Genomic DNA, 17,731 nt, shown 5'->3' on the forward strand with positions numbered 1-17,731 from the left:
GCGGTCGGCGGAGGCCCGTGGAACAGGAACCCGTGGTGGTACTGCGTAGCAGTACGACCGGAATTGCCTGCCCTCGGGCAGGTGAGGGCGTCAAGTGGTGGGCCTGCCCCACGCCGGCTGGAGTCCGTCTCGACCTGGTGCGCGTTCGCGGCGGTGTGCTCGGTGGACCTGTTCGGCTGGGTGAACGCACGCCGAGCGCGGTGAGCGGGTCAGCGCCCTCGCAGGGCGTCAAGGGCCCGCAGCGCCACGTGGAGTTCGGTGCGCTGATCGCCGGATTCGAGGTCGCGGCCGAGCAACCGTTCGATCGTGCGCAGTCGTTGGTAGACGGTCTCCCGGGACACCCCACCGGCGCGGGCTGCGACGGTCTTGTTGCCGGCGGCGTCCAGGTATCCGCGCAGGGTCGTCAGGAGGTCGGTGCCGTGGCGGGCGTCGTGGTCGAGGAGCCGGCCCAACTGCCGCTCCGCGTACTCCTGCACCCGGGTGTCGTCGCGGAGCGCGAACAGCAGGCGGCGCAGACCGATGTCGGACCGTTCGTGGAAGGAGCGGTCCGGAGGGAGGGGCTCTCCCGGCCCGGTCGCCTCGGCCACCCGGGCCGCCTCGCGGAACGAGCGGGCGACGTCGCCGAGGTCCGTGGCCGGGGAGCCGGCGCACACGGTCGCGCCCGGGGCCGGGCCCAGTGCGGTGCGGCTCAGCCGCTCGACGGCCTGCCGCCAGGGCCGGGACGGGCGCAGCGTCAGCAGAACGCCGAGGCGGGTCGGACCGAGGAGGCCGACGAGCGCCGGGGTCCCCGTGGCGCTCAGCTCCTCGGCGAGGTGAAGCTCGATCCTGGCGGTGTCCTCTGCCGCCGGGACGTCCACGAGTACGGCGACGAAGCGGGCGTGCTCCGTGGGCAGTCCCAGCGCCGCGACCCGGGCGCACGCGTCCGCGGGGGAGCGGTGGCGCTGCTCGACCAGGTCGCGCAGGGCGTTGCGGTGCGCGGTGCGTTCCCAGGGCGTGGGGTGGGTGAGACGGGCGATGGTGAGGGCCATCGCGGTCCTCTCCAGCACGGTGACGTCCTCGGGCCCGAAGTCCGGGGACGCGGCCGAGTCGGACCGGCCGGGGAGCATGGCCACCCGCCCCCAGCCCTCGCCCTGGTACTCCACCGGGGCCACGAGCCAGCCCTCGGGGCCGCGCAGACCGGTGTGGTCGGCGGGCGGGGTGGCCCGGGAACGCCGTTCCCAGTCGGTGAGCGCGGCCTCCGTCGTACTGCCGGAGGGTTCGCAGGCCATCGCTCGGTGGACCAGGTTCTCCAGCACGACCGTGTGCCCGCTCATCTCCGCCGCGGCGCGCAGCACGTCCTCGGGGCCGGCGCCGCGCAGGGTGAGGGCGGTGAACGCCTCGTGGACGCGCTGGGTCCTGCGCATCGCGTCCGCCTGGCTGCCGAGGATCAGCGTGTGGACGACCTGGGTCACCTCCAGGAAGTTGACGTCCTTGGCGAGGGTGACGAGAGGCAGGCCGCGCGACCGGCAGGCGTGCACCAGGGCGTCGGGCGGCCGGTGGTAGCGGCGGACGAGTTCGATGACGAGGGCCGCGGCACCGACGGCGGCCAGTTCGTCCACGTAGCGGCGTACACCGGCGGGGTCGTCGGGCAGCGGCATTCCGGTGGTGAGGACGAGTTCGCCGCCCTTGAGGAAGGAGGCCGGGTCCGTCAGTTCGGTGATGTGCACCCAGCGGACCGGACGGTCGGTGTGGTCCAGGCCGGTGACCACCTGCGGATCTCCGCCGGCCAGGACGGGCAGCGCCAGCACGTCGGCCACGGTGAGCGGACGGCCTGCCGGTACCGGGGCTCTGCGCTGGTTCTCGGTCACGGTGCCTCCCTGCCCCGCCACTCTGACAAGCCGTGCTGACCTGCGCAAGGGCGCCGATGCGGCGTCCGCGGCACGGGTGACGGGCGCGGTGGGGCCGAAACGGTTGACACATCGTCCGGATACCGCGCCCCGGCCGGACAGATCACGCGTTGTCCGGCCGTGGACCGCGGGCATGCTCGGGGAACCGCAGCACAACCGACGACCAGGCCGGGAGACGAGCATGACCGCACTGTCGCCGCACCTTCGCCAGGCCACACCCGTGGTGGCCGTCCGGGGCGAGGGCGTCCACATCCATGGCGAGGACGGCCGCCGCTATCTGGACTTCACCGCCGGCATCGGAGTCACCAGCACCGGACACTGCCACCCCAGGGTGGTGGCCGCCGCCCAGGAGCAGGTGGCCACGCTGGTCCACGGTCAGTACACGACCGTCATGCACCCGCCGTTGCGGCATCTCGTGGACAAGCTCGGCGAGGTGCTGCCGGCCGGTCTGGACAGCCTGTTCTTCACCAACTCCGGCAGCGAGGCGGTGGAGGCGGCGCTGCGACTGGCCCGCCAGGCCACCGGACGGCCGAACGTCCTGGTCTGCCACGGCGGATTCCACGGCCGTACGGTCGCCGCCGCCTCCATGACCACCTCCGGCACCCGCTTCCGGTCCGGCTTCTCACCACTGATGAGCGGCGTGGTCGTCACCCCGTTCCCGACGGCCTACCGCTACGGCTGGGACGAGGAGACCGCCACCCGCTTCGCCCTCCGGGAGCTGGACTACACCCTCCAGACGATCTCCTCGCCCGCCGACACCGCCGCCGTCATCGTCGAGCCGGTACTCGGCGAGGGCGGGTACGTCCCCGCGACCCGCGCCTTCATGGAGGGCCTGCGGGAACGCGCGGACCGGCACGGCTTCCTGCTGATCCTGGACGAGGTGCAGACCGGCGTGGGCCGCACCGGCCGGTTCTGGGGCCACGAGCACTTCGGCGTCACCCCGGACATCCTCGTCACCGCCAAGGGCCTGGCCAGTGGGTTCCCGCTGTCCGGGATCGCCGCGTCCGAGGAGCTGATGCGCAAGGCGTGGGCGGGCTCGCAGGGCGGCACGTACGGCGCCAACGCGGTGGCGTGCGCGGCGGCCTGCGCCACGCTCGACGTCGTACGCGACGAGAAGCTCGTGGAGAACGCCGAGGCCATGGGGGCGCGGCTGCGCCACGGGCTGGAGACGGTGGCGGGCCGGACCCCGGCCATCGGGGACGTACGCGGGCTGGGGCTGATGCTGGGCAGCGAGTTCGTCACCGGGGACGGCGAGCCGGACCCCGAGACCGCCGCCCGGGTCCAGCGGGCCGCCGTCGACGAGGGCCTGCTGTTGCTGCTCTGCGGGGCCTGGAACCAGGTGGTCCGGATGATCCCGGCACTGGTGATCGGCGAGTCGGACGTCGACGAGGGGCTCCGGGCGTGGACGGCCGCCGTCGAGGCGGGCACGTCGGGAGCGGCGGACCGATGAACGCGGCGAGGAAGGACCTCATGACCGACACACCGACCCGGCTGTTCATCGGCGGTGCCTGGACGGACGCCGCGGACGGCGCCGTCATGCCCGTGGACGACCCCGCGACCGGCGAGATCCTCTGCCATGTCGCCGACGCGGGCCCCAAGGACGCCCGGCTCGCCCAGGACGCGGCCCTCCAGGCGCAGGAGGAGTGGGCCCGCACGGCACCGCGGGCGCGCAGCGAGATCCTGCGCCGCGCGTACGAGATCATCCTCGACCGCACCGACGAGCTGGCCCACCTGATGACGTCCGAGATGGGCAAGCCGCTGGCGGAGGCCAGGGGAGAGGTGGCGTACGCGGCGGAGTTCTTCCGCTGGTTCTCCGAGGAGGCCGTCCGTATCGACGGCGGTCACGGCATCCTCCCCGACGGACGCAACCGCATGCTGCTCTCCCGGCGTCCGGTCGGGCCCTGTCTGCTGATCACGCCGTGGAACTTCCCGCTGGCCATGGGCACCCGCAAGATCGGCCCGGCGATCGCGGCCGGCTGCACGATGGTGCTCAAGCCCGCCCCGCAGACCCCGCTCTCCAGCCTGGCCCTCGCCGGGATCCTCAAGGAGGCGGGACTGCCGGACGGCGTACTGAACGTGATCACCACCTCCCGGGCGGGGGAGGTGTGCGAACCGCTGCTGCGCGGCGGACGGATCCGCAAGCTGTCCTTCACCGGCTCCACGCAGGTCGGCCGGCTCCTGCTCGCCCAGTGCGCCGACACGGTCGTACGCGCGTCGATGGAGCTGGGCGGCAACGCGCCCTTCATCGTCCTCGACGACGCAGACCTGGACGTGGCCGTGGACGGCGCGGTGATCGCCAAGATGCGCAACATGGGCGAGGCGTGCACCGCCGCCAACCGCTTCTTCGTCCACCGCTCGGTGGCCGAGGAGTTCGCGCGGCGCCTCGCCGGGCGGATGGAAGCGCTGGTCGTGGGCCCCGGCACCCGGGACGGTGTCGACGTCGGCCCGCTCATCGACGCCGCCGGGCGCGCCAAGGTCGAGGACCTGGTGTCCGACGCGGTGGAGCGCGGCGCGCGGGTCCTCTGCGGCGGCCGTACGCCGGAGGGCCCCGGCTGCTTCTACCCGCCCACGGTGCTCACCGATGTCAGTCCGGACAGCCGCCTGACGGGTACGGAGATCTTCGGCCCCGTGGCGGCGATCCTCACCTTCGACGACGAGGACGAGGTGGTACGCCGCGCCAACGACACCCCCTGGGGGCTCGTCGGCTACGTCTTCACCGAGGGGCTCGACCGCGCCCTGCGCGTCAGCGAACGCCTCGAGGTCGGCATGGTCGGCCTCAACACCGGTCTCGTCTCCAATCCGGCCGCGCCCTTCGGCGGCGTCAAGCAGTCCGGGCTCGGCCGGGAGGGCGGCACGGTGGGGATCGAGGAGTTCCTGGAGTACCAGTACGTCGCGATGCCGGCCCGGTGACCACCCAGGCTTTGCATGGCCATGCATTGTCATGCATACTCTTCCTATGTCCAAGGTCCTCACCTCCCTTCCCACCGGCGAGCGCGTCGGTATCGCCTTCTCGGGCGGCCTCGACACCTCGGTCGCGGTCGCGTGGATGCGTGACAAGGGCGCCGTCCCCTGCACGTACACCGCCGACATCGGCCAGTACGACGAGCCCGACATCGCCTCGGTGCCCGACCGCGCCAAGACCTACGGCGCCGAGATCGCGCGCCTGGTCGACTGTCGGGCGGCGCTGGTCGAGGAGGGCCTGGCCGCGCTCACCTGCGGGGCGTTCCACATCCGCTCGGGCGGGCGCGCCTACTTCAACACCACGCCGCTGGGCCGTGCCGTCACCGGCACGCTCCTCGTCCGGGCGATGCTCGAGGACGACGTCCAGATCTGGGGCGACGGCTCCACGTTCAAGGGCAACGACATCGAGCGGTTCTACCGGTACGGCCTGCTCGCCAACCCCCAGCTGCGGATCTACAAGCCGTGGCTGGACGCGGACTTCGTGACCGAGCTGGGCGGCCGCAAGGAGATGTCGGAGTGGCTCCTCGCCCACGACCTCCCCTACCGGGACTCCACGGAGAAGGCGTACTCCACCGACGCCAACATCTGGGGCGCCACCCACGAGGCCAAGACGCTGGAGCACCTCGACACCGGCGTGGAGACCGTGCAGCCGATCATGGGCGTGCGGTTCTGGGACCCGTCGGTCGAGATCGCCGCCGAGGACGTCACGATCGGCTTCGACCAGGGCCGCCCGGTGACGGTCAACGGCAAGGAGTTCGCCTCTCCCGTCGACCTGGTGATGGAGGCCAACGCCATCGGCGGCCGCCACGGCATGGGCATGTCCGACCAGATCGAGAACCGGATCATCGAGGCCAAGAGCCGCGGCATCTACGAGGCGCCCGGCATGGCCCTGCTGCACGCGGCCTACGAGCGCCTCGTCAACGCGATCCACAACGAGGACACCCTCGCCCAGTACCACACCGAGGGCCGGCGCCTGGGCCGGCTGATGTACGAGGGCCGCTGGCTGGACCCGCAGTCGCTGATGATCCGGGAGTCGCTCCAGCGCTGGGTCGGCTCGGCCGTCACCGGCGAGGTCACCCTGCGGCTGCGGCGCGGTGAGGACTACTCGATCCTCGACACCACGGGCCCGGCGTTCAGCTACCACCCGGACAAGCTGTCGATGGAGCGTACCGAGGACTCCGCGTTCGGCCCGGTGGACCGGATCGGCCAGCTCACCATGCGCAACCTCGACATCGCCGACTCGCGCGCCAAGCTGGAGCAGTACGCCGGGCTCGGCCTGATCGGCACCGCCAACCCCGCCATCGGTGCCGCCCAGGCCGCCTCGACCGGGTTGATCGGCGCCATGCCGGAGGGCGGCGCGCAGGCCATCGCCTCCCGCGGCGAGGTCTCCGGCGACGACGAGCTGCTGGACCGCGCCGCCATGGAGTTCGGCACGGACTGACTCGTCCCCCTGGGGGGGGGACCCCGCACCGGCAAGGGCCGGCTCGACGCCTACGGGCGCCGAGCCGGCCCTTCTGTTTCTCGTCCCGGTGCATGACTTGCGCGCGCGACGAGGTTCGAACGGCACCCTCTTGTCTCGATGGCGGCTACTTCCCAGTTCAACGTGAACGCAAGGGACCTGCAAGCTACGCAAGCTGTTTACGTGTCAAATCCCGCCGCAGCGAGGACCGTTGACAAACAGGTGACGCGATAGAAACCTGATGACGCACTTTCCGCAAAGAATCGACTGTCCTGCTCAATTGGCGCGCATGGTCGGTGCTTCCCCTCCCCGTCGACCTGTCGCGCTCCCCGACTCCCCACGGAACAGAGGACCCCCATGAGATGGAGATCCCTCGGCCGACGGTCGCTGACGGGCGCCGTCGTGGCCGGGCTGATGACGGTCGGGCTGCTCCCGCTGCCCCTCGTGGCCGGCGCGCAGGCCGCGACGGCCGCCGCCGACGTCAACCTCGCCCTCGGCCGTCCGGCCACGGCGGGCGGCTCGCACGGCGCGTACCCGGCCGGCAACACCACCGACGGCACCCAGGCGTCCTACTGGGAGGGCCCGGCCGGCTCCTTCCCCCAGTGGGTGCAGGTCGACCTCGGCGAGGCCCGCAACGTCGAACGGGTGGTCCTGAAACTGCCCGCCGGCTGGGAGAGCCGCAGCCAGACCCTCTCCCTCCAGGGCAGCACCGACGGCTCCACCTTCAGCGCGCTCGCCGCCTCGGCCGCACGGGCGTTCAGCCCGGACCGGACCAACACCGTCGCCGTCGACCTCACCTCCCCCTCCGACGCGCGCTACGTCCGCGTCCACGTCACCGGTAACACCGGCTGGAACGCCGCACAGCTGGCCGAACTGGAGGTGTACGGCGAGGAGGTGGTCACCGAGCCGCCCCCCACCGGCACCAACCTGGCCCGCAACAAGCCGGTCGAGGCCACCTCGACGGTGCACTCCTACGTCGCCGCCAACGCCACCGACGACTCCACCTCCACCTACTGGGAAGCGGCCGGCCACCCCGCCGACCTCACCGTGCAGCTCGGCGCCGACGCGGACATCAGCGCCGTGGTCGCCAAGCTCAACCCGGACCCCGTCTGGGCCGCCCGGACCCAGAGCATCCAGGTCCTCGGCCGTGCGCAGGGCCAGAGCGACTTCACCTCGCTGCGCGCCCGCGCCGACTACTCCTTCAGCCCGGGCAAGGACAACACGGTCACCATCCCGGTCACCGGCCGCGTGTCCGACGTACGGCTCAGGTTCTTCTCCAACACCGGAGCGCCCGGCGGCCAGGTCGCCGAATTCCAGGTCGTCGGCACCGCCGCGCCCGCGCCCGACCTGACCGTCACCGGCCTCGACTGGTCACCCGCGGACCCCTCAGAGCGGGACGAGGTCACCGTGAACGCCACGGTCCGCAACGCCGGCACCGCGCGTTCGGCCGCGACGACCGCCGAGGTCACCGTGGAGGGAACGGCCGCCGGCAGCGCCGAGGTACCCGCCCTCGACCCCGGCGAGTCCGCCGAGGTCGCCGTCGCCACCGGCACCCACGCGGCCGGCGACTACGCGGTCGCCGCGGTGGTGGACCCGCGCGACACGGTCGCCGAACTGGACGACTCCAACAACAGCCGCACCGCCTCCGACCGACTGGTCGTCGACCGGGCCCCCGGACCCGACCTGGAGGTACGCTCCATCACCACCAGCCCGGCCAACCCGGCCGTGGGCGCCCGCGTCTCCTTCACCGTCACCGTGCACAACCGCGGCACGAGCGCCGTCGAGGCCGGCTCGGTGACCCGGCTCCAGGCCGGCACCACCACCCTGAACGGCACGACCGGCGAGGTGGCCGCCGGTGCCACGGTGAACGTGCCGATCAGCGGCACCTGGACGGCGACCGGAGGTGGCGTCACGCTCTCCGCCACCGCCGACGCGACCGGCGTCGTCACCGAGACCAACGAGAACAACAACGTGCTCGCCAAGTCCCTCGTCGTCGGACGCGGCGCCGCCGTGCCGTACACCGAGTACGAGGCGGAGGACGGCCGTCACAACGGCACCCTGCTCACCACCGACGCCAAGCGCACCTTCGGGCACACCAACTTCGGCACCGAGTCGTCCGGCCGCAAGTCCGTCCGGCTCGACTCGACCGGTGAGTACGTCGAGTTCACCTCCACCACACCCACCAACTCCATCGTGGTGCGCAACTCCGTCCCCGACGCCCCCGGCGGCGGGGGCGCGGAGGCCACGATCAGCCTCTACGCCGACGGCGACTTCGTACAGAAGCTGACCCTGTCCTCCAAGCACAGCTGGCTGTACGGCAACACCGACGATCCCGAGGGCCTCACCAACCGGCCCGGCGGCGACGCGCGGCGGCTGTTCGACGAGTCCCACGCGCTGCTGGACCGGACCTTCCCGCAGGGCACCGAGTTCCGCCTCCAGCGCGACGCCGGCGACTCGGCCGCCTTCCACGTCATCGACCTGATCGACCTGGAGCAGGTCGCGCCCCCGGCGCCCAAGCCGGCGAACTGCGCCTCGATCACCGAGTACGGCGCCGTCCCCGGCGACGGACTCGACGACACCGACGCCATCCAGCGCGCCGTCACCGCCGACCAGAACGGCCAGATCCCCTGCGTGTGGATCCCGGCCGGGCAGTGGCGCCAGGAGCAGAAGATCCTCACCGACGACCCGCAGAACCGCGGCCAGCACAACCAGGTCGGCATCCGCGACGTCACCATCCGCGGCGCGGGCATGTGGCACTCGCAGCTCCACACCCTGACCTCGCCGCACGAGGCCGGCGGCATCAACCACCCGCACGAGGGCAACTTCGGCTTCGACATCGACGACAACACCCAGATCTCCGACATCGCCATCTTCGGCTCGGGCACCATCCGCGGCGGCGACGGCAACCACGAGGGCGGTGTCGGCCTCAACGGCCGCTTCGGCAAGGACACCAAGATCACCAACGTGTGGATCGAGCACGCCAACGTCGGCGTCTGGGCCGGCCGCGACTACTCGAACATCCCCGAGCTGTGGGGACCCGGTGACGGCCTTCAGTTCACCGGCATGCGGATCCGCAACACCTACGCCGACGGCATCAACTTCGCCAACGGCACCCGCGACTCCACGGTCTACAACTCCTCCTTCCGCAACACCGGCGACGACTCGCTCGCCGTGTGGGCCAGCAAGTACGTGAAGGACACCTCCGTGGACGTCGGCCACGACAACCACTTCCGCAACAACACGATCCAGCTCCCGTGGCGGGCCAACGGCATCGCGATCTACGGCGGCCACGGCAACACCATCGAGAACAACGTCATCTCCGACACGATGAACTACCCCGGCATCATGCTCGCCACCGACCACGACCCGCTGCCCTTCTCCGGTCAGACACTCATAGCGGGCAACGCCCTGCACCGGACGGGCGGCGCGTTCTGGAACGAGGACCAGGAGTTCGGCGCCATCACCCTCTTCGCGCAGGGGCAGGACATCCCCGGCGTGACCATCCGGGACACCGAGATCCTCGACTCGACCTATGACGGCATCCAGTTCAAGACGGGAGGTGGTGCGATGCCGGACGTCAAGATCCAGAACGTCCGCATCGACAAATCCAACAACGGCTCAGGCATCCTCGCGATGGGCGGTGCCCGCGGCAGCGCCACCCTGACCGACGTCACGATCACCAACTCGGCCGAAGAGGACGTGCGGATCGAACCGGGATCCCAGTTCAAGATCAACCGGTGAGGTCAGCCGGCGGTCCAGCCCGGGACCGCCGGCAGCACCCGCTCGGCGACGCGGAGCACCATCGCGTCGTCGGGCGGCATGCCGTCCTCGCGCCAGACGGACAGCTCGTAGGAGCCGCCGCTGTCCTTCGTGTCCCGGGCCACCAACAGGCTGCGGGCGATGCCGCCCGGGCCGGCGTCCGCCCCGTCGCCGCCGAAGGAAATGGCGATGGTCCGGTTCGAGTAGAGGACCGCCGCGCGTCCCAGGACCTTCTTCGCCTGCGCGGCCTCTCCCAGGAGGTCGGCCGTCCCGGCGACCGGGAGATCGTCGTAGGACGCCGAGAGCTTCACCGTGTAGGTCTCGAACCTGACGGTCGCCTCGGGCGTCGGGATCTTCCTGCCGTCGGCGAGTTCGGTCGCGTCGTCGTTGCCGTAGGCGTTCTGCGCCGGCTCCTCGGGCGTTCCCAGAAGCGCGGGCAGGTCCGGACGGTTCAGCGCCGTACACAGCTGCATCCCGGACACGCGCTTCGACGGCGGGGCGTCGTCCGTGGCCGAGCAGGTGGCCGGCCCCCGTTTCCCGGAGCTCTGGGCGTCGGCCCGCGCGATGGTCCACATGCCACCCGCCAGCGCACCGACCAGTACCACCGCGGCGATCGCCTGGGCCGCCGCGCTCATGCCCTTCTCGGGTCTCGCGGAATCCTCCGTCATGTCCCCTGCCCCCCGTCTGACGTGCGCGTTCCTTGCGCGTCGCGGAGCCTGTCCGGTGATCGTCCGGCGGGGAAGCGGGAATCGTCCGCAAGGCGTTCGGCGTTGAGCTCGTCGACCGCGCCGAGCGCGTCGCCGATCGTCGCGTAGTCCACCGCGATGAAGTTGACCGGTCTGCCGCGCTGCCGCTCACAGGCGTGCGCCCGCTCCAGCACCCGCTGCCGGGAGTTGACGACCCCGGCGTCCAGCCGCAGCCCGCCGCCGGCCGTGACGAAGTGGTTGAGCAGGAACAGCCGCTTGTCGGCGCCGCCCCGGTTCGGCAGGCAGGACATCTCGTCCGGGCTGCGGAACGCGAACGGCGTCTCCATGCCGTACCGGTAGAGGTTCCGGTACCACGGCGCGGGCCCGTCGGCCTTCTCCGCGAAGACGACCAGCCGCCGGCCGCTGTCGATCATGTCCCCCAGCTTCGGCCACGGCCGGTCCGGGTCCGCGTCCGGCTCGTACAGCAGGTCGGACAGGCCGGCCTGCCGGAAGGCGCTCTGGGTCGCCACGGAGTCGACGCCGTCCTGGAGGATCAGGGTGACGACCTCCGTGGGGTTCGCGCGCAGCCAGTCGCCGATCTGGCGCAGTGTGGGTGTCAGTTCGAGAGCCCCGGCGCCGCACACCGAGTGGCACAGCCACATACCGGGGTGCGGCGGGTTCACCCGCTCCAGGACCCCGGTGAGCCGGCGGCGCAGGGCCGGGGAGAAGTCCGAGGTGCTCAGTCGGTCCGCGACCTCCTCGGGTCGCTCCCAGCGGTGGGTGTCGAGGAGCAGGACGCGCACCCCGGCGTTGAGCTGGCCGACGATGTCCGGGTCCTGCAGGGGGCCGATGAACCGGTCCGCCGTCGTGGCCATCGCGTTGTGCGACGCGAGCTGGGCGATCTCGTCGTAGCGGGCGTCGCACAGCTCGGCGCTGCCCTGGCAGATACGCGGTGAGGAGCCGGTGATCGCCACCGGCGCCAGCATCGTGCCCACGAGCGCGCACGCCGTGACGGCGAAGGTCAGGGTGGGGCCGTGCCGCGGATCGGTGAGCACCGGCACGCCGGGCCTGGTCTGCCAGACCCAGCCGACGGTGATCAGCAGGGCGCCGGCGGCGAGCAGGATCACCGCGACGACGGTCGCGGTGGTCAGAAGCTGGTCGACAGCGGTGGCCCGGATGTCACCGAGGAGATCCGACGCCGCCGGGGGCCACGACGCGGGGGTGTCGAACAGCGCGTCCCCCAGGGTGAGACGCAGGAGGAGCACCGACAGCGCCAGCAGTGAGGCGGCGGCGGCCGGCACCCAGCCGAGCGGCATCAGCCGGCGCTTGGCGGGGGAGGGCGTGGAGAACCACAGCAGCGTGAGCGCGGCGACGCAGAGCACGGCCGCCGCCGGTTCCACCACCTCCTGGAACAGGCGGGTGATGGACCGTGCGCGGTCCACCGGGGCCAGCGCCTCGTGCGAGGGATCGAGGTCGACGGTGATGACCCAGGCGCCCCTGTCCGCGTCCCGCAGCAACTCCGCGGCGGCTGCGCGGACCTGGTCCGTCAGCGCGACCGGCGCGACCGCGGCCAGCGCCGCCGCCAGGTCGCCCCGGTCCAGTGCCGTCTGCACCGTGGGTCTGGTGACGGCGCGCGCGTCCGACGGCACCAGTCGCATCAGCGCGTCCGTGGCCGCGACCGCCTGGCCGTGGGAGAGCGGCAGCGACGGCAGGCCCTCCAGTGGCGCCTCACCGGCCACCACCTGTGCCGCCAGTTCGGACAGGCGCTGCACGAAGGCCTGGAAGTCCGGTTCGGACCGTTGCTGCAGGGCGGCGACGGCATCACCGAAGTAGGCCTGGCTGAGCCGTTCGACGTTCGCGACGACGGGCTCGAGGTCCACCGTGACCCGAAGCCGGTCGCGGTCCCCCTCCAGGTACTGGATCACCTCGGCGATCTGCCGGTCACCCATGGTCCGAAGCGTCTCCGGAGGAATCACGACCTTGAGGTTCGAGGTGATGGTCGACTGCGGAACGGGCAGCCGGTCCAGCAGTTCCCGGGCCAGTGGCGTACTGCCCGGGTCGACCAGCACCTCGTCGTAGAACCGCTGGTAGGCCCGCTCGTCCTCCAGTACCTGGCCGTAGAACTTCGGATCGAGCACGGTGCTGCGTACGACGGCGGCCGCGGCCAGGACGGTCAGGCTCAGCACCGCGACGCACCAGACCAGCACCTCGACCCAGGGCGAGCGCCGAACCAGTGCGTCCATGGCCCCATTCTCGTTTCGGCCGACCGTCGTGCGACACGGCGTCCGAGTGGAGAACGCCATCACACTCATGCCCCGGCCCGGTCTGCCGATGCAGGTCAGCCTCCGTTCAGGGTTTCCTCCCCGGCGACGCTCGGCTGAGGGCGTACGCAGCGCCGGCGATGTCCGCCGGGGCCGTCCGCCGCCGCTGGGAAGGCGGTGGCGCACGCGTCGTCCGCCTTCCCGCAGCGAGTGCGGAACGAGCAGCCGGAGGGCGGGTTGGTGGCCGAGGGCACCGGCCCGTGCAGGACGATCCGCTCGGGGCGCTCCAGCAGGCTCGGCGTGGCGGAGAGCAGCGCCTCGGTGTACGGGTGGCGCGAGGCGCCGGAGACGTCGGCGGCCCCGCCCCCCTCGACGACGCGGCCCAGATACAGCACCGCGATACTGTCCGCCGGACAGCGCACCGTCCGCACGTCGTGTGGGAGATGAACACCATGCCCGGACCGAGGCGGGCGCGCGGGTCCACCAGCAGGTTGAGGATCTGGGCGCGCTGTTCGAACGCGGCAGGGCCGACCGGCTCGTCTGGTCCCTCGACGAGGAGCGGATCGGCCGCCTCCGAGCCCTCGTCGACGAGATGCGCAGAGCCGGTGCCGGGGAAGGGCCCGGCTTCGTCGAGGCTGACCGCGCCTTCCACACCCTGCTCCTGGCTCCGCTCGGCAACGACCTCATCGGTCAGCTCTCCACGGCGTTCTGGGACGTCTACGTCATCGTCGCGCCGCACCTCGACGTCTTCACGCGCGAGCACGAGGCGGCCACCATCGCCAACCATCCAGTACATCGTGGACGCCCTGCAGGACCGGGACCCGGTCGAGTTCGCGGCGGCGCTGGCCGAGCACTACGCGCCGGTGCGGCATCGGATCGCGGAGGCCCGCGCCCGCCGCTGACCGGCTTCCGACGACCGCACAGGCGCCTTTGCCGCGAGACGCCTGTGTCACGCGCGGGGGAGGCCGGCGTCCCGGGTCTTCACGCACGGCACCACCGCCGCCCCGCAGATCCAGCTGGGCGACGCCTCGGTCGCCCACGTCGAGCGGCACCTGCGCGGCGCGGGGCTGCCGCCGGTCCGATGACCGGACCGCACCTCGACGCGCCGGTGATCGGCCTCGACCTGGGCGGTACTAAGATCGCCCTGGCCGGGGCCGACGGCACCGTCCGGCCCCGCCCCGACGGCAGCACCTTCGCGACCTCGTCGCGGCGGTCCACGCGGCCGGCGTGTCGAGCGTCGTCGTGGGCACCGCCGTCACGGCGCCGATCGCGCTGACCAAGCTCTTCGTGGACGGTCTCGCGTCCTGACCCGGCACGCGCGAGGGGCGGTGGGAAGCCGTGCCCCACCGCCCCTCACGCACGCCCGCTCCGCCCGAGGATCAGACCGCCGGGGCCGGGTACGTCGGGTACTCCACCCCGGAGACGTGCTGCACGACGCGCACGACCTGGCAGGAGTAGCCGAACTCGTTGTCGTACCAGAGGTAGAGGATCGCGTTGTCGCCCTCCACCTTCAGCGCGCCGGCGTCCACGATCGAGGCGTGGCGCGAGCCGATGAAGTCGCTGGAGACCGCGTCGGGGGCGCTGATGAAGTCGATCTGTCGCTTGAGCGGCGAGGTCAGCGACACGTCGCGCAGGTGGTCGAGGACCTCCTCGCGGGTGGCCTCACGGGCGAGCTGCAGGTTGAGGATCGCGATCGACACGTCCGGCACCGGGACGCGGATCGAGCTGCCGGTGATCTTCGCCTTGAGGTCCGGGAGCGCCTTCGCGACGGCGGAGGCGGCACCCGTCTCGGTGATGACCATGTTCAGCGGCGCGCTGCGGCCGCGGCGGTCCGACTTGTGGTAGTTGTCCAGCAGGTTCTGGTCGTTGGTGAACGAGTGGACCGTCTCCACGTGGCCGCGCAGCACGCCGTACTCGTCGGCCATCGCCTTCAGCGGCGGGACGATCGCGTTGGTGGTGCAGGACGCGCAGGACAGGATCCGCTCGTCCGGCTTGATGGTGGCGTGGTTGACGCCGTGCACGATGTTGGGGACGTCGCCCTTGCCCGGCGCGGTCAGGACGACCTTGTCAATGCCGGGGCGCAGGTGCTTCGACAGGCCCTCGCGGTCGCGCCACTTGCCGGTGTTGTCGATGAGGATGGCGTTCTTGATGCCGTACGCCGTGTAGTCGACCTGCGTCGGGTCGTCGGCGTAGATCACCTTGATCGCGTTGCCGTTGGCGAGGATCGTGCTGTTGTCCTCGTCGACGGTGATCGTGCCCTGGAACTGGCCGTGCACGGAGTCGCGGCGCAGCAGCGAGGCGCGCTTGACGAGATCCTGCTCTCCGCCGCCCCGTACCACGATGGCGCGCAGCCGCAGGCCGTTGCCCGAACCGGCCTTCTCGATGAGCAGGCGGGCGACGAGTCGGCCGATGCGGCCGAAGCCGTACAGGACGACGTCGCGCCCCTCGCGCCGGTCGATCTTGTTGGCGCCCGTGGCCCCGGCGACGGCGTCGGCGGTGAACTCCTCCACCGACAGCCCGCGGTCGTCGCTCTTGTAGGTCGCGGCGAGCATGCCGATGTCGATCTGCGAGGGACCGAGGTCGAGCGTGGTGAGAGCCCGCAGGAAGGGCATCGTCTCGGTGACCGACAGTTCGGCGCCGGCGATCTGGCGGGCGAAGCGGTGGGTCTTGAGGATGCTGACCACAGACTTGTTCACCAGGGAACGGCTGTGCAGCAGGATCGTGACGTCCTGCTCCCGGTGCAGCTTCCCGATCATCGGGATCATCGATTCCGCGATCTCTTCGCGGTTCTTCCAGTTGGTGAACGAGTCGTCGTTGGCAGTCACGTCTCTATCTTTCGAGCTAGGCGGCGCTCATATGCTAACCCGACCGCCCTTCTGATCGATCAAGTGGGCCCCCTGCTGATCAGATGAGTGCCGGTGGAGGCCGACGGGCGTCGGCCCCGAGCGCCCGCCGGCCCCGAGCGCCCGCCGGCTCCGAGCGTCCGCCGGCCCGACCCGCCTCAGCGTGCGCCGCTCCAGGAGTGGGCGACGTCCACCACGACACGGCCGTCCAGTGCCAGCACCCGGAAGGGCAGTCGGGCGCGGACGCCGAGCCCGATCTGTGTCTCGCCCTCGAAGCTGCCGGCGAACCGGGCGTCCCTGAAGGTGCGGTACCCGGTGAGGTCGACGCCCGGCAGTGGCCGGCCGGCCCGGCCCGGGTACGTGGGGGCGCCGGTCTCGGGGCGGTATCCGGGCGCGGCGACCCGGACCTCCAGCACGGCTCCGCCGCCGACCGCGATCGGGCGGCCCGAACCGTCCTGGTGCAGCCGGTCGACGTACCGGACGACGTGCCCGAGGCGGCCGGCGCCCGCCCCGGGCACGTCGACGACCATGCGGTCGAAGCACGCGTGGCGCCCGGCCCTGACGTCTCGCACGGGCGTCGTCGTGCCCGCGACGCGGGTCTTGTCCCGGCTGCCCCAGCCGGTGGGGCACGCCGTGGTGTGCGCGGCGTTCCGCACGGTGTTCCGCGCGTCGGCGGCCGGGGCCGCGTCGGCCGCGACCGTGGCCGTTCCCAAGGCGCCCGTGAGCAGGACCGCCGCCCATGCTGATCTGCTTCGTCGCATTGTGTCCCCCCGGGGGGTGGATGTTCCGGTATTGGGTGGGACGAGCGGATTGACCGGAAGGTTGCACTGTCGGCGGGGCCGTCGGTAACTCCGAGGGGGGGGCGAGCGGGACGAGCGGGGCGAGGGGGCGAGGGGGTGATCGAACTCGGTCGTCCCAGCGCCCGGCGTCGAACATGATTGCGCCCTGGGCGATCGGGTACGCGAGCCTGGACCGCCCCGTGCCGACCATCGGGCGGGCCCACCACCGTCGCTACCAGGGATCTGCCATGGAAACACCCGCGAACGACAACACCGTCTCGCCCGCCCAGCGGGCGCTGGACGCACTTGCCGAGAACACCGAGGACACGACGGCGCTCGACACGCTCGCGAGCAGCGACGTCCTCGTCCCGGTACCCGACGACGCGAACGACCAGGACGCCGCCGATCCCGGGATGCTGGCGCTGCCGGTGCTGGAGCAGCAGGGCGGCCGCCAGGTGGTGCCCGTGTTCACCTCGGAGCTGGAGATGGCCGACCTGCTGCCGTACGTCTCCCGCTACCGCATGGTGCCGCTGGGCGCCCTCGCCGCGCAGTGGCCGGCCGACGACCTGTCCCTGTCCATCGACGCGGGCTCGGAGCACCGCCTCACGCTCACGTCGGACGGCGTGCGCACCCTGCTGGCCCGTCCCTAGAGGGCCGGCCCGTCCCTAGTAGGGGAGGGAGTCCTCCACGTCGCCGTCGCCGAGCATGCGGGCCAGCGCGGCCCGCTGCAGCGGCAGTACCTCGGTGTGCAGGTCCCGGCCGCTGCGCGTCAGGGTGACGTACACACCGCGGCGGTCCTCCGCGCACATCGAGCGCTCCACCAGCCCGTCCTTCTCCAGCCGGGCGATGAGCCGGGACAGCGCGCTCTGGCTCAGGTGGACCCGGCCGACCAGGTTCTGCACCCGGCACTGGGCGCCCTCCTCTGGCGTCTCGGTCACCAGGAGGTCGAGCACCTCGAAGTCGCTCGCGCCCAGACCGTGCGGGTGCAGTACGCGGTCGATCTCGCACATCGTGCGCGCGTGCACCGAGAGGATCTCCCGCCACCGCTCCTCGAGCCGCGCACCGGCCGTCTTGACTGCCATACCTGCACGGTAACA

12 protein-coding genes and 2 pseudogenes are annotated in these 17,731 nt (G+C 71.8%); 7 read left to right on the forward strand and 7 right to left on the reverse strand.

Translation table 11 applies throughout. The features are described from left to right. Positions 1-81 precede the first annotated feature (81 nt). Positions 82-204: a DUF6629 family protein gene (locus ACFW48_RS05655; RefSeq protein ID WP_386310747.1), complete on the forward strand. Its 123-nt coding sequence runs from the start codon at positions 82-84 to the stop codon at positions 202-204. A gap of 5 nt (positions 205-209) precedes the next feature. Here the strand turns inward: ACFW48_RS05655 and ACFW48_RS05660 are convergent, their stop codons facing one another. Further along, entirely contained in the window at positions 210-1,847 is a 1,638-nt protein-coding gene (locus ACFW48_RS05660; RefSeq protein WP_386310749.1) for a PucR family transcriptional regulator, read from the reverse strand. Between the two features lie 220 nt (positions 1,848-2,067). Here ACFW48_RS05660 and ACFW48_RS05665 point away from each other — a divergent pair, with 220 nt between their 5' ends. From ACFW48_RS05665 to ACFW48_RS05680, 4 genes are all read left to right on the forward strand, one after another. After that, positions 2,068-3,336, forward strand: coding sequence for an aspartate aminotransferase family protein (locus ACFW48_RS05665; protein WP_386310751.1), 1,269 nt, complete (start codon positions 2,068-2,070; stop codon positions 3,334-3,336). 20 nt (positions 3,337-3,356) lie between these two features. After that, entirely contained in the window at positions 3,357-4,796 is a 1,440-nt protein-coding gene (locus ACFW48_RS05670) for an NAD-dependent succinate-semialdehyde dehydrogenase (protein WP_386310753.1), read from the forward strand. 46 nt (positions 4,797-4,842) lie between these two features. After that, positions 4,843-6,288, forward strand: a complete 1,446-nt coding sequence (argG, locus tag ACFW48_RS05675) for an argininosuccinate synthase (protein WP_386310755.1) — start codon at positions 4,843-4,845, stop codon at positions 6,286-6,288. Between the two features lie 375 nt (positions 6,289-6,663). Continuing rightward, on the forward strand, positions 6,664-10,047 hold the full coding sequence (locus ACFW48_RS05680; protein WP_386310757.1) for a CARDB domain-containing protein: 3,384 nt from the start codon (positions 6,664-6,666) through the stop codon (positions 10,045-10,047). 2 nt (positions 10,048-10,049) lie between these two features. Here ACFW48_RS05680 and ACFW48_RS05685 read toward each other — a convergent pair whose 3' ends face one another. From ACFW48_RS05685 to ACFW48_RS05695, 3 genes and pseudogenes are all read right to left on the reverse strand, one after another. Beyond that, complete coding sequence (locus tag ACFW48_RS05685; protein ID WP_386310758.1) at positions 10,050-10,733, reverse strand: DUF6215 domain-containing protein; 684 nt, start codon at positions 10,731-10,733, stop codon at positions 10,050-10,052. Then, positions 10,730-12,994, reverse strand: coding sequence for a hypothetical protein (locus ACFW48_RS05690; protein WP_386310759.1), 2,265 nt, complete (start codon positions 12,992-12,994; stop codon positions 10,730-10,732). Before ACFW48_RS05690 ends, ACFW48_RS05685 begins: the two co-directional genes overlap by 4 nt. Before the next feature lie 95 nt (positions 12,995-13,089). Next, positions 13,090-13,523: pseudogene (locus ACFW48_RS05695) on the reverse strand (oligopeptide/dipeptide ABC transporter ATP-binding protein); the annotation flags it as partial. On the opposite strand from ACFW48_RS05695, the pseudogene ACFW48_RS05700 reads away from it, so the two are divergent. Further along, positions 13,518-13,914 (forward strand): annotated as a pseudogene (locus ACFW48_RS05700) (FadR/GntR family transcriptional regulator); the annotation flags it as partial. The pseudogenes ACFW48_RS05695 and ACFW48_RS05700 sit on opposite strands and share 6 nt — an antisense overlap. Positions 13,915-14,391: 477 nt before the next feature. Here ACFW48_RS05700 and ACFW48_RS05705 read toward each other — a convergent pair. Both ACFW48_RS05705 and ACFW48_RS05710 read right to left on the reverse strand, forming a co-directional pair. Further along, entirely contained in the window at positions 14,392-15,837 is a 1,446-nt protein-coding gene (locus ACFW48_RS05705; RefSeq protein WP_386310761.1) for a glyceraldehyde-3-phosphate dehydrogenase, read from the reverse strand. Between the two features lie 176 nt (positions 15,838-16,013). Beyond that, positions 16,014-16,616 (reverse strand): hypothetical protein, encoded by a 603-nt coding sequence (locus ACFW48_RS05710; RefSeq protein WP_386310762.1) that lies wholly within the window; start codon positions 16,614-16,616, stop codon positions 16,014-16,016. Between the two features lie 266 nt (positions 16,617-16,882). On the opposite strand from ACFW48_RS05710, the gene ACFW48_RS05715 reads away from it, so the two are divergent. Beyond that, positions 16,883-17,284, forward strand: a complete 402-nt coding sequence (locus tag ACFW48_RS05715) for an SseB family protein (RefSeq protein WP_386310764.1) — start codon at positions 16,883-16,885, stop codon at positions 17,282-17,284. Between the two features lie 15 nt (positions 17,285-17,299). Here the strand turns inward: ACFW48_RS05715 and ACFW48_RS05720 are convergent, their stop codons facing one another. Beyond that, a complete protein-coding gene (locus tag ACFW48_RS05720; RefSeq protein ID WP_386310765.1) occupies positions 17,300-17,716 on the reverse strand; it encodes a MarR family winged helix-turn-helix transcriptional regulator in 417 nt (138 codons plus the stop codon). Positions 17,717-17,731: the final 15 nt, after the last annotated feature.

This window comes from Streptomyces sp. NPDC058812 (genome assembly GCF_042744565.1).
GTDB lineage: Bacteria > Actinomycetota > Actinomycetes > Streptomycetales > Streptomycetaceae > Streptomyces > Streptomyces thinghirensis.